This is a genomic window from Sphaerisporangium sp. NPDC051011 (assembly GCF_040653595.1).
Taxonomy (GTDB): domain Bacteria; phylum Actinomycetota; class Actinomycetes; order Streptosporangiales; family Streptosporangiaceae; genus Sphaerisporangium.
The window spans coordinates 67,782-80,865 of record NZ_JBFAGG010000014.1 but is presented as its reverse complement, the minus strand read 5'-3'; the positions used below and the strand labels follow the sequence as shown (position 1 = coordinate 80,865).

Sequence of the window (13,084 nt, the reverse complement as noted above, 5' to 3'; positions counted from 1 at the left end):
CCCGGCATGTATCACAAGGACGGCGTGAGCTACTACGTGGTGGACGGCCACGTCCACTACTGGAACGCCAGCCCGGAGAACCGCAACCGGTACGGCGAGGGCTTCATCGAGTGCTTCTACAACTACCAGACGAGCCTCAGCCCGGCCGAGTGGGTCTGGCCGTTAGAGAAGTTCTGCAAGTACACCGAGGAGGACCTGATCCACGACCTGTTCGAAACGGGCTACGTGGACATGGCCATTTTCCAGCCGACCTACCTGCGCGACTTCTACCCGGGCGAGGGCTTCAACACGACCGAGCGCAACGCCGTAGTGAAGGAGCGGCACCCGGACCGGTTCGTGCTGAACGGTTCCTTCGACCCGCGCGACGGCGACGAGGGCCTGCGTGTGCTGGAGCAGAAGGCCGAGCGCTACGGGCTCAAGGGCGTCAAGCTCTACACGGCCGAGTGGAAGGGGGACTCCAAGGGGTACAAGCTCTCCGATCCCGAGGCGTACCGCTACCTGGAGAAGTGCCGAGAGCTCGGCATCGTCAACATCCACGTGCACAAGGGCCCGACGATCTGGCCGCTGAACCGCGACGCCTTCGACGTCGCCGACATCGACGATGTGGCCACCGCCTTCCCTGACCTGAACTTCATCGTCGAGCATGTGGGGCTGCCCCGCCTGGAGGACTTCTGCTGGATCGCCAAGCAGGAGCCCAACGTGTACGGCGGGCTCGCGGTGGCGATGCCGTTCATCCACTCCCGGCCCCGCTACTTCGCCCAGATCATCGGCGAACTGCTCTACTGGCTCGGCGAGGACAGGCTCGTGTTCGGCAGCGACTACGCGATCTGGAGCCCGCGCTGGCTCGTGGAGCAGTTCGTCGACTTCCAGATCCCGGAGGACATGCAGGGCGAGTACGGCACGCTCAGCGTCGAGGCCAAGAAGCGGATCCTCGGCCTCAACGCCGCCCGCCTGTACGACCTCAAGGTCCCCGCCGAAGCGCAGCTCGACTCCGTGCCGGCGGGAGCCGCGCCCGGGGGCCGATCGTGATCAGCCGCCAGGCTGCCTGGGCGGCGCTCGGCCAGGTCCGCGACCCGGAACTGGACGAGCCCATCACCGACCTGGGGTTTGTGCGGATGCTCCGCGTGGACGGCGGCGCCGTCCACGCGGAGCTTCGGCTCCCGACGTACTTCTGCGCGCCCAACTTCGTCTTCATGATGGTCGGCGACGCGGACGCCGCGCTTCGGGCACTGCCCGGAGTCACCGAAGTGCGGGTCGATCTCGCCGACCACTTCACCGCGGGCGAGATCAGCGAGGGGGTGGGCCACGGGTTCGAGGCGACGTTCCCCGGCCTGACCGACGGGGACCTGACCGAACTGCGGAGCGTCTTCCGGCGCAAGGCCTTCGTCGCGGCGCAGGGCCGCCTCTGCCGTGATCTGCTCACCCAGGGGTGGACCACGGCCGACCTGACCGGCCTCAGGCTCGGCGACCTGCCTCCTTCCGCCCTCGTGGCCGCGTACGAGCGGGCCCGCGCCGCGATCGGCCTGCCGGCCGGTCCCGACGCGTGGATGCTCACCGATCCGGACGGGGGCAGGGTCCCCGCCGAGCGCGTCGACCAATACCTCCGCTTCGCCAACGCCCTTCGGGTGAGTGCCGAGGCCAACGCCGAACATTGCCGGGCGCTGCTGGCCGCCCGCTACTCAGATGATCTAGGAGGTGCCGCTTGAAGGCCGTAAGACTGCATGGTTACCACCGAATCCCCCAGGTGGAGGAGGTGCCGGAACCGGAGATCACCGGCCCGCTCGACGTCGTCGTACGTATCGGGGGCGCGGGCCTGTGCCGTACGGACCTGCACATCGTCGAGGGGCAGTGGCGCGAGAAGTCCGGCGTCGCCCTGCCGTACACGCTGGGGCACGAAAACGCCGGATGGGTGCACGCGGTCGGGCCCGCCGTCGACAACCTGGCGGTGGGCGACCCGGTCATCCTGCACCCCCTGATCACCTGCGGCCTCTGCCCCGCCTGCCGGGCGGGCGACGACGTGCACTGCGCGGCCTCGGCCTTCCCCGGCATCGATACGGATGGCGGGTTCGCCGAGCTGCTGAAGACCAATGCCCGGGCGGTGGTCAAGCTGGCACCGTCCCTGGAACCGGCGGCGGTCGCGGCGCTGGCCGACGCCGGGCTCACGGCCTACCACGCCGCCCGCAAGGCGGCACGGTTGCTGTCGCCGGGACAGCGGGTGGTGGTCATCGGCGCCGGCGGGCTCGGGCACATCGGAGTCCAGGTTCTGAAAGCGCTCAGCCCGGCACAGATCATCGTGGTCGACCGGTCCGCCGAGGCACTCAAACTCGCCGCCGGCCTCGGCGCCGACCACGTGGTACAGGCCGACGGAGAGCAGGTCCAGGCCGTCAGGGATCTGACCGGCGGCCTGGGCGCCGAGGTGGTCCTGGACTTCGTCGGCGAAGGCGGCGCGATCGCGGACGGCGTCGCGATGCTCCGGCGGGCGGGCAGCTACCTGGTGATCGGGTACGGGGGTGTGCTGTCCGTGCCGACGATCGACATCATCTCCACCGAGATCAACTTCGTCGGCAACCTGGTCGGCTCGTACACCGACCTGGCCGAGCTCATGGCGCTGGCGGCCGAGGGCAAGGTCGCGCTGCACACCACCACCTATCGGCTGGAGGAGTTCGGCGAGGCACTGGACGACCTGGAGCACGGCCGCATCCGTGGCCGCGCGATCCTCGTTCCCTGATCCGGAGGAGTGAGATGGCGAAGCTACTGCGATTCGACACCGAGGCGCGACACCTGCTGGAGACGGGGGTCAACGCTCTCGCCGACGCGGTCAAGGTGACGCTCGGCCCGAAGGGCCGCAACGCCGTACTGGAGAAGCTGACCGGCCCGCCCACCATAACCAACGACGGCGTGACCATCGCCCGGGAGATCCAGCTCGGCGACCCGTTCGCGAACATGGGCGCCCAGCTCGTCAAGGAGGTGGCGAGCAAGACCAACCTCGACGTCGGCGACGGCACCACCACCGCCACCGTCCTGGCCCAGGCCATCGTGCGCGAAGGGCTGCGCAAGGTGGAGAAGGGCGGCAACCCGATGCAGCTCAAGGCCGGAATCGAGCAGGCCGTCGACAGGGCGATCGCCGTGCTCCGGCATTGGGCACGCCCGGTGACCAGACCGGAGGACCTGCTGCACGTGGCCTCCCTGTCGGCCAACAACGACGTCGTGATCGGTGAGATCATCGCCGACGCCATCGCCCGCGTCGGGCCCGCCGGCGTCGTGACCGTGGAGGACTCGCCGTCGCTCGGCATGGACGTCGAGTTCGTCGAGGGACTGGAGTTCGACAACGGCTACATCTCGCCGTACATGGTCACCGACCAGATCCGCATGGAGACGGTCTTCGAGAACCCCTACATCCTGCTGACCAACGAGAAGATCTCCAAGGTCCAGGAACTCATGCCGGTACTCGAGCAGGTCATGCGCAGCGGCTCCCCATTGGTGATCATCGCGGAGACCGTCGACGGGCCGGCCCTCGGCATGCTCGTGGCCAACTCCGTGCACGACACCTTCAGATCGGTGGCCATCAAGGCCCCCGGTTTCGGCCACCGCCGGCTGGCCCAGCTCGACGACCTCGCCGTGCTCGTCAACGGCGAGGTCGTCACCGCCGACCGCGGAACCGGCCTCGCCACCGTACGGCTTGAGCAACTCGGCAGGGCGGCGAAGGTGACGGTCACCGAGCGGAGCACGACGATCGTGGGCGGCGCGGGATCCGGCGAGGACGTCACTGCTCGGATCGAGCAGCTCAAGGCCGAACTGGCCCGCGCTCAGAACGAGCACGACGTGGACAAGCTCCAGGAGCGGATCGCCCGGCTCTCCGGCTGCGTGGCCGTCATCAGGGTCGGCGCCGCCACCGGCGTCGAACTGAAGGAGAAACAGCACCGGGTCGAGGATTCTCTGGCGGCCACGCGGGCCGCGGTGGAGGAAGGCGTCGTCCCCGGTGGCGGCACCGCGCTCCTGCAGGCCAGGGCGGAGCTCTTCGAACTCGACCTCGAGGGCGACGCCTCCGTCGGGCGCGACATCGTCGTCATGGCGCTGGCCGAGCCGCTGCGCTGGATCGCCATCAACGGCGGATACTCCGGGGACGACGTCGTGGGCAAGGTCGAAGAACTGGAGCCCGGGCAGGGCTTCGACGTGCTGCGCGGTGAATACGGCGACATGTTCGCCCGCGGCATCATCGATCCGCTCAAGGTCACACGCTGCGCCCTGCAGAGCGCGGCCTCGATCGCCGCGCTCATCCTCACCACCGAAACCCTCATCGTGGAGGAGGTGATGCGGAATCCGGGTGCGATCGTCGCTCCGGGATTCGGCGACCTCGCCGAAGGCCTGCCGAGACCATCGAACATCGCGTGAGTATCGCGTGAGTTCAGCCCACGGGGACGGGTCAGGCCCGTCCCCGTGCTCCCCTTGAAGGCGGTGACGTGAAGCCCTCGCTCGAAGTCTCGTCCGACACCATCCCCGTCCCTCCGCCCGGCGGCATGAAGCAGCGCATGGTCGCCCTGATGGGTCCCGCCTTCGTGGCCGCCGTCGCTTACGTCGATCCGGGGAACTTCGCCATCAACGTGGAGAGCGGCGCCCGCTTCGGCTTCCTGCTGCTCTGGGTCGTCCTGGTCGCCAACGCCGTCGCCATGCTGCTGCAGTACCTGTCGGCCAAGCTGGGCCTCGCCACCGGCCGGAGTCTGCCCGAACTCTGCCGTGACCACTATCCGCGGCCGGTCGTGCTGGGACTGTGGCTGCAGGCGGAGGTCGTGGTCATCATGACCGACCTGGCGGAGTTCATCGGCGGCGCCGTCGCACTGAACCTGCTCTTCGGCCTGTCGATGCTGCAGGGCGGAACCATCATCGCGGTCGCCTCCTTCCTCGTCCTGGCCGTCCGTACAGCCAGGCAACGAAGGTTCGAGGCGCTGATCAGCGGCCTGCTGGCCGTGGTGGCGGGCGGATTCCTCTACCAGACACTCCAGGTCACGGTGCCGCTGAGCGATGCGGCAGCCGGTCTCGTCCCACGTTTCGACGGTGCCGCCAGCATGCTGCTCGCGGCGGGGGTGGTCGGCGCCACCGTCATGCCCCACGCGGTCTACCTGCACTCGGCCCTCACCCGGGAGCGCTTCGATCCAAGCCATGGGCTCCCGCGCCGCACGCTGATCCGCGCCCAGCGGGTGGACATCGTTCTCGCCATGGGCGTGGCCGGACTGGTCAACGTGGCGATGCTGGTGGTCGCCGCCGCCATGCTGCACGGAACGGCCGCCGAGCCGACGCTCGCCGGTGCGCACGCCCAATTCGCGCAGAGCGCCGGCTCGCTGACCGCTCTGCTGTTCGCCATCGCGCTGCTCGCCTCGGGGGTGGCCTCCTCCAGCGTGGGCGTCTACGCGGGACAGGTGGTGATGCAGGGCTTTCTCCGGCGCCGAATTCCGCTTTATGTGCGAAGGTGCCTTGCCGTGGTACCGGCCTTGGCCGTCCTCGCCTTCGGCGTGGAACCCACCCAGGCGCTCGTGTTCAGCCAGGTGGTGCTGTCCTTCGGCATCCCCTTCGCCCTAGTTCCGCTGGTCCTGCTGACCAGACGCCCGGACGTGATGGGCGACTGGGCGAACCGAAAGATCACCACCACCGCAGCCGCCTCCGCAAGCCTAGTGATCATCCTCCTCAACGCGGCACTGGTCATCGTGACTCTGGCGCCGTAACGACGACCCCCTCGCCGGCGGCTTATGAGAAGTTCGCGGAGACCTGCTCGGCGAGGTCCTCGGGACGGTCGGTGCCGCACAGGTGCAGCTCTGGGTAGGCGGTGGGGCGCGTTTGCGGCACCTTCGCCGGCGTCGTCTGCAGGGCTTCCACGAAGGTGTCTGCCGGCTCACCGGACCGAAAGCCCCTGCCGCTCCGGGAACGGCAGGGGCGCGGTCGGCTTTCCTTTAGTGGAACCTCTCCCACGGGCCGACCGTCGTGGCGCGGGCGCGCAGCATGCCGACTCTGTCGCCGCTGTAGCCGAGCTCGGCGGAGACCAGTCGGTCGTTGGCCAGCGAGCGGATCGTCACGCAGCCGCTGCCGCAGGACGCGATGCGGAACTTCTCCCACGGGCCGAGGGCGGTGTCGCGGGCGCGCAGCATGCCGTAGTCGTCGCCGCCCCGGCCGAGCTCCGCCGAGACGAAATCACCGGTCTCCAGCGACTGGATCGTGTCAAAGGAACCGCCGAAACAGACGTAGAACTTCTCCCACGGGCCGACCGCCGTGGCGCGGGCGCGCAGCATGCCGTAGCCGTCGCCGCTCCAGCCGAATTCGGCGGAGACCAGCCGAGAGTTGGCCAGCGAGGTGATGGTGACGGTGTCGCACACCGCCGCCGCCGCGGAAACGTCGCCCCGCGCGCCGACAACGTCGGAAAGCGACGGGACCGGGTCGGCGGCCGATGTCGACGCGCTCGCCGGGAGCGACGTCAGGATCATGGTCGCGCAGGTTAGGAGGAGTGCCGCAGTCGAGATGATCTTCTTCATGGTAAAGCTCCTTCTGATCGCCGTGATGGAAACGGACACCTAATTCGCCTGATCAGGCCAAATCGAGAGATGGCCCCCCTGTCTGCTTTGGGCATGTGCAACCCATCCGTCGAGGTAGCACTGATTTCCAGGGATAGATATAGTCGAGGCGGGGTTGTCCAGACGGGGAATGCTGGACTTTTCAATCAATGATCGGACTGCACGGGGGTGGCAGTGGGACGACCGGAACGTGCGCTCGACCCGAATGCGGACTTGATACAGCAGTTCGCACATGGTTTACGCGCCTTACGTGAAGTCGCGGGGAAACCCGGATATCGGGAGTTGTCCAGACGGGCCCACTATTCGGCGACGGCGTTGTCCGAGGCCGCCGGGGGCAAGGTGTTCCCGACACTCGCCGTGACCCTGGCCTATGTACGGGCATGCGGCGGCGACCCGGCCGAGTGGGGGCGGCGCTGGCGGGAGACGGCCGAGCGACTTGCCGCCGGGGATGCCCCGGGCTCCGTCGCCGAACCCGGCGCATCGGCGCGGGACGCTCCGTACCGGGGGCTGATGAGATTCGAGCCCGAGGACGCCGCCCGGTTCTTCGGCCGGGAGAAACTGGTGGCCGAACTCCGTGTGTACGTAGCGGGTAATCCATTTCTTGGGATTTTCGGACCTTCTGGAAGCGGAAAGTCGTCTTTGCTGCGTGCGGGCCTTATCCCCGCGCTCCTGGAGGAAAGCGCCGGAGGCGAGGTCGAATGGTTGCCGTCTCTGCTCACGCCGGGTCAGCACCCGGTCGAACAGCTCGCGATAAGCCTGGCGAACCTTCAGGGAATCTCCGCCGGCTCACTGCACGCGGACCTCATGGACGATCCCGCCAACACGCGCCTCGCCATCGGCCAGATTCTGGCCCGTCCGCCGAAAGACGCGCGCGTCGTCATCGTCGTGGACCAATTCGAGGAGGTCTTCACCCAGTGTGAGGACGAGGCCGAGCGCGTCCGCTACATCGCCTGCCTGCTCGCGGCTCTGGAGGGGAACAGCGACCGCGTACGGCTCGTCATCGCCGCCCGCGCGGACTTCTACGCCCGCTGTGCCGAATATCCGGCGCTCGCGACCGTGCTGCGCGACGCGCAATGGCTGATCGGCCCGATGGACGAGGCCGACCTGCGGAGCGTGGTGACCGGCCCCGCCGAGGTGGCCGGGCTGCGACTTGAGTCGGCGTTCGTCGAGACCATCCTGGCGGACGCGCGCGGCGAGCCGGGAGCGCTGCCGCTCATTTCCCACGCCCTGCTGGAGACATGGCGGCGCCGCAGGGGAAACACCTTGACCCTGGCGGAGTATCGCGAGGCTGGAGGCATCCACGGAGCGGTCGCGCGGACTGCGGAACGGGTTTACGGAGCGCTGGACGGCGCCCTTCAGGAGCTGGCCAGGGACATGTTCCTCCGGCTGACCGCGTTGGGGGAGGGCACGGGCGACACCCGCAGGCGGGTCTCGCTCGCCGAGCTGCTCGCCGGGCCCGACGACGACGCCGTGCGCGACGTCCTCGCCCGGTTGACTGAGGCCAGGCTCCTCACCGTGGACACCGACAGTGTCCAGGTGGCCCACGAGGCCATCATCCGATCCTGGCCTCGGCTGTCTGGATGGCTAACCGAGGACCGCGAGCTGCTACGCGCGCATCGCCGCCTCACTGACGCGGCCCTGGAATGGAAGCACCACCGGGCCGAGGAGAGCCTCCTGTACACCGGCCATCGGTTGGCGGCATGGGACGGCAGACCGCTGGACTGGCTCAACCAGCTGGAGCGCGGCTTCCTCGCCGCCAGTCGCAAGCGTCATGCGCGCGAACGGGCGGCGGTCCGGCGTCGTACGCGCGTTACGCTCTCCGGCCTGGCGATCACGCTCCTGCTGGTGAGCTCGCTCGCCTTCGGTGCCGTCCTGAACGCCCGCCAGTTACGAGTCGAGCGCGACACGGCCCGGTCCCGGCAGCTCGCGGCGAACGCCCGAGGCCAGTTGCCGCTGGATCCTGAGCTGAGCGTGCTCCTCGCCAGGCGGGCGCTGGAAGTCAGCCCCACCCGAGAGGCCGATGCGGTACTGCGCCAGGCGGTCGTCGAGTCCCGGGTACGCCTCACCCTCCCCGTCGGGCCGGGCAAGGTGTGCGGCGTAGCGTTCAGCCCGGACGGACGTCACCTGGCCGCCAGCGGCGAGGACGGCACCGTCCGGGTTTGGCGGACCACCGGCGAGGGCCTGACGGCCAGCGATCCGATCACCCTGCGGGGACACCAGGGCGAGGCGTGGAGCCCGGTCTTCAGCCCGGACGGGCGCCGCCTGGCCACTGCGGGCGTGGACGGCACGGTCAGGGTGTGGAAGTGGGATGTCGGCGGCGAACCGGTGGTGTTACGCGGCCATCGCGACGCGGTGTGGAACATCGCGTTCAGCCCCGACGGACGGCGTCTGGCGAGCGCCGGCCAGGACGGCACCATACGGATCTGGGATGCAGAGGGCAAGGCCGAGCCCGTCGTGCTGCGCGGACACAAAGGACGGGCGCTCGGGGTCGCGTTCAGCCCGGACGGGCGTCATGTGGCCAGCGGCGGCGGCGACGGGACGGTACGCGTCTGGGATCTGCGCGGCGAGGCGCAGCCGCTCGTGCTGCGCGGGCACACGAACTCAGTGGAGGATGTCGCGTTCAGCCCGGACGGGCGGCGGGTGGCCAGCGCGAGCACCGACGGCACCGCACGGGTGTGGGACGTGGCCGGAGATGGGGACCCGCTCGTGCTGCGCGGGCACGACGGCACCGTGGAGGGCGTCACGTTCAGCCCCGATGGATACAAGATCGCGACCGTGAGCAACGACGCGACCGTACGGGTTTGGAGCTCGACCGACGCCCTCGACCCGCGCGTGTTGCGCGGGCATCGTGGCACGGTGTGGGCGGCGGCCTTCGGTCCCGCCGGCCGCACCATGGCCACGGCCAGCGACGACGGCACGGTGCGCATCTGGGACGTGCGGGGCCCCGAGGAGGTCGTGCTGCGCGGCCACGCCGGGCCGGTGTGGAGCGGCGCGTTCGACCCCGCCGGCCGTCATGTGGCCGGCGCCGGGGCTGACGGCACTGTCCGCCTGTGGGACTGGGCGAGTGGCCGCGACCCCGTGGTGTTACGCGGCCATCACGGCGAGGTGCTGGACGTGGTCTACGGTCCGGACGGCCGTCGCGTGGCCAGTGCCGGCGACGACGGGACCGTGCGCATCTGGGACGTCACCGGCAAGGCTGAGCCGGTCGTGCTGCGCGGGCACCAGGGAGCGGTCTGGAACGCCGCTTTCAGCCCCGATGGCCGTCGCGTGGTCAGCGGGGGCAACGACGGTACTGTCCGCATCTGGGACGTCGCGGGCGGGGCAGGGCCAGTGGTCCTGCGAAGCGGTCAGGGCGTAGTGCGGAGCGTCGCCTTCAGCCCCGATGGCCGTCGCGTGGTCAGCGGGGGCAACGACGGGACCGTGCGCATCTGGGACGTCACCGGCAAGGCCGAGCCCGTGGTGCTGCGCGGCCACCAGGGCCTGGTATGGACGGTCGAGTTCAGCCCCGACGGACGGTACGTGGCGAGCGGCGGCAACGACGGGACCGTGCGCATCTGGGACGTCACCGGCAAGGCCGAGCCCGTGGTGCTGCGCGGCCATCAGGGCATCGTGTGGACTCTTTCGTTCAGCCCCGACGGGCGGCTCGTCGCCACCGGGGGCAACGACAACAGCGTGCGGATCTGGCAGTCGGCCGGGGACGGCGAGCCGCTGGTCTTCCGCGGCCACGGCGCATCGGTCGAGAGCGTCGCGTTCGGCCGGGACGGGCGGCTGGTGACCACGCACGACGATGCGACGGTACGAGTGTGGCGCTGTGCGGTCTGTGGCCCCATTGAGGACGTGCTCACCCTCGCGAGTGCCCGCACCCGCAGAAGACTCACCGCAGAGGAGTCCAGACTCTATCGAAGCGACCCCTGACTCCAGTGTGGCGGTCACGGGGAGGCGGTCGCCGCCGGCGCGGCTGGGCTCACCGCGATGAGGGTGCCTGTCGCCGCGACCGCGACGATGGCCGACATGCGGATCCTGGCCGTGCTCCTGGCGATGATCGAGCCCATGTTGCCTACCTCCGTGTTGGTGCGGCGCCGTCTCGCCGCTGCCACAGACGCTCACGCCAGTCGTCATCGCCCCTATATCGGCGCGCTTATGGAAGGCCGGTTCTCCGCGGGAAACCCGGCGCTCTCCGATAAGGCCTGCGGCCGGCCCTCCCTGTTGGGATGTCCGGTCGATAGCGAGACGAAGCCGCCGGAACAGCGGGCCGAAGGCGCGGGGATAGTCGGCCGCGACAGCCTTGGCAGGGGGACCAGGTGGCGCGAGCAGGCGGCGGGTCACTCGGGTGGCCAATCCCTGCGGCGGGGCGGACCCGGCAACAGCGGTCTCAGAAGTCGGGATGCGATCGCCATAAATGCAGATGGAATTCTGGACAGGTGGCGATGGATGGGCATTGATGTGCAGGCGTTGGACAGCGTCTGCGGCCGGCCGGCCGCCGGCGTGGACGTGCGTCTGGACCGTGCCGACAATGGCCAGTGGGTGATCGATGCCCGAGCGGTGACGGATCACGAGGGACGCGTCAAAGAGTGGCGCGGGCACAAGCTCGACCGCGGCCTGTACCGCATTGTGTTCGGAAGTGATCGCTACTTCGTCGGCCTAGGTCTCAGCGCCGCTTATCCGGAGATCGTCGTCGTGTTCCGCATGATCGACGAAGCCTCTATGTACCAAATTCAGGTTCTGCTTTCGCCGCACTCCTATTCGGCCTATTTCGGGTCGTTCAACTGAGTATCGCGCGCGAGCAGTGAGGGGTCCGCCATGAAGATCAATCGCTATGCCGCATTTCCGACGCTCTCGCTCGACGACCGCTCGTGGCCCTCGGCCACGATCATCGCCGCGCCGCGCTGGCTCTCGACCGACCTGCGCGACGGCAACCAGGCGCTGGCCAGGCCGATGGACCCGGAGCGCAAGCTGGCCATGTTCGAGCTCCTGGTCAGCATGGGCTACAAGGAGATCGAGGTCGGTTTCCCGTCGGCCAGCCAGGACGACTACGACTTCGTCCGCCTCCTCATCGAGGAAGACCGCATCCCCGACGGCGTGCGCATCACGGCGTTCGTGCCGGCGCGCGACGAGCTGGTCGAGCGCACCATGGAGAGCCTGCGCGGAGCGGCCACGGCGACCCTGCACCTCTACAACGCCACCTCGCCGGCGATCCGGCGGCTGGTGTTCGGGATGGACCGCGAGCAGTGCCGGGAGCTCGCCGTCCACGGGACCCGCACGGTCATAGCGTACGCGGATAAACTCATCCCCGGCTGTGACCTGGCCTTCCAGTATTCCCCCGAGCACTTCAACGACACCGAGCCGGACTTCTCGCTGGAAGTCTGCGAGGCGGTCATGGACGTGTGGGAGCCGGGACCGGACCGGCCGATCATCCTCAACTTCCCCACGACGGTGGAGCGCTCGACGCCGAACGTCTTCGCCGACCAGATCGAGTGGATGCACCGCAACCTGTCCAGGCGTGAGCACATCTGCCTGTCGGTGCACCCGCACAACGACCGCGGCACCGGAGTGGCGTCGGCGGAGCTGGCCCTGCTGGCCGGGGCCGAGCGGATCGAGGGCTGCCTGTTCGGCAACGGGGAGCGGGCCGGCAACGTGTGCCTGGTCACGCTCGGGATGAACCTCTACACGCAGGGCGTCGACCCGGGCATCGACTTCTCCGACCTGGACCGGGTCCGCCGGATCGTCGAGAGCTGCACCGGCCTCCCGGTGCCGCCGCGCCACCCGTACGGCGGAGACCTGGTGTACACCGCGTTCTCCGGCGCCCACCAGGACGCGATCAAGAAGGGCTTCGACGCGATGGAGCGGGAGGCCGCGCGGACCGGGCTGCCGCCGTCGGAGCTTCCGTGGAACATGCCCTACCTTCCGGTCGATCCCAGGGACGTGGGGCGGACCTACGAGGCGATCGTGCGCATCAACAGCCAGTCGGGCAAGGGCGGCCTGGCGTACCTGATGAGCGCCAGGCACGGGCTCACGCTGCCCCGGCCGCTGCAGATCGACTTCGCCGAGGTCGTGCAGGCGCTGGCGGAGGCCGAGGGCGGCGAGATCCCGCCGGAGCGGATCAGGGAGGTCTTCGAGTCCACGTACGCCGTCGCGCAGGCGGCGCCGGCGATGGAAGGCGCCACCACCGAGCTGTACATCGACGGCCCGGAGTACGGCGCCGGCCCGGCCTGGGCCGCCGCTCTGCGGACGTTGCGCTCGGCGCTCGCCGCGAAGGGCTTCGACGTACGCGCGGTGCACCACATGGGCGGCTCGCCTGGCGACAGCGATGAGGTGGCCGTCTACGCCCGGTGCCGGATCGGCGACCAGGCCGCGTGGGGCGCCGGGATCCGGCGTGACGTCGCGGGCGCCGCGCTGGCGGCCGTCGGGTCGGCCGTCGCCAGGGCGTGGCCGGCGCCCCAGGCCGCCCGCGTGCGCCCGCCTGCCGACGCCGAATGCCGACGTCAGCGGCAGGTTCCCGCCTGAGCGCGGCGGATGATAGCCGGACG

At 69.4% G+C, this 13,084-nt stretch carries 9 protein-coding genes; 8 read left to right on the top strand and 1 reads right to left on the bottom strand.

Annotated features, from left to right (window positions below; all coding sequences use genetic code 11):
• Positions 1 to 6: 6 nt before the first annotated feature.
• From AB0H21_RS29235 to AB0H21_RS29215, 5 genes are all read left to right on the top strand, one after another.
• Positions 7 to 1,029, top strand: a complete 1,023-nt coding sequence (locus tag AB0H21_RS29235; protein WP_358522779.1) for an amidohydrolase family protein — start codon at positions 7 to 9, stop codon at positions 1,027 to 1,029.
• Complete coding sequence (locus AB0H21_RS29230) at positions 1,026 to 1,706, top strand: iron-sulfur cluster assembly protein (RefSeq protein ID WP_358522776.1); 681 nt, start codon at positions 1,026 to 1,028, stop codon at positions 1,704 to 1,706. The genes AB0H21_RS29235 and AB0H21_RS29230 overlap by 4 nt, the downstream gene beginning before the upstream one ends.
• Positions 1,703 to 2,728, top strand: coding sequence for an NAD(P)-dependent alcohol dehydrogenase (locus tag AB0H21_RS29225; RefSeq protein ID WP_358522774.1), 1,026 nt, complete (start codon positions 1,703 to 1,705; stop codon positions 2,726 to 2,728). Before AB0H21_RS29230 ends, AB0H21_RS29225 begins: the two co-directional genes overlap by 4 nt.
• A gap of 14 nt (positions 2,729 to 2,742) precedes the next feature.
• Positions 2,743 to 4,392 (top strand): chaperonin GroEL, encoded by a 1,650-nt coding sequence (gene groL, locus AB0H21_RS29220; protein WP_358522772.1) that lies wholly within the window; start codon positions 2,743 to 2,745, stop codon positions 4,390 to 4,392.
• A gap of 68 nt (positions 4,393 to 4,460) precedes the next feature.
• Positions 4,461 to 5,717, top strand: coding sequence for an Nramp family divalent metal transporter (locus tag AB0H21_RS29215; protein ID WP_358522768.1), 1,257 nt, complete (start codon positions 4,461 to 4,463; stop codon positions 5,715 to 5,717).
• Positions 5,718 to 5,942: 225 nt separating this feature from the next.
• Here AB0H21_RS29215 and AB0H21_RS29210 read toward each other — a convergent pair whose 3' ends face one another.
• Positions 5,943 to 6,518 (bottom strand): hypothetical protein, encoded by a 576-nt coding sequence (locus tag AB0H21_RS29210; protein WP_358522767.1) that lies wholly within the window; start codon positions 6,516 to 6,518, stop codon positions 5,943 to 5,945.
• 321 nt (positions 6,519 to 6,839) lie between these two features.
• Here AB0H21_RS29210 and AB0H21_RS29205 point away from each other — a divergent pair, with 321 nt between their 5' ends.
• The 3 genes from AB0H21_RS29205 (at position 6,840) to AB0H21_RS29195 (ending at position 13,061) form a co-directional block, all read left to right on the top strand.
• Entirely contained in the window at positions 6,840 to 10,472 is a 3,633-nt protein-coding gene (locus AB0H21_RS29205; RefSeq protein WP_358522764.1) for a hypothetical protein, read from the top strand.
• Positions 10,473 to 10,568: 96 nt separating this feature from the next.
• Complete coding sequence (locus AB0H21_RS29200) at positions 10,569 to 11,327, top strand: hydroxyisourate hydrolase (protein ID WP_358522762.1); 759 nt, start codon at positions 10,569 to 10,571, stop codon at positions 11,325 to 11,327.
• Positions 11,328 to 11,357: 30 nt separating this feature from the next.
• Positions 11,358 to 13,061, top strand: a complete 1,704-nt coding sequence (locus AB0H21_RS29195; protein WP_358522759.1) for a 2-isopropylmalate synthase — start codon at positions 11,358 to 11,360, stop codon at positions 13,059 to 13,061.
• Positions 13,062 to 13,084: the final 23 nt, after the last annotated feature.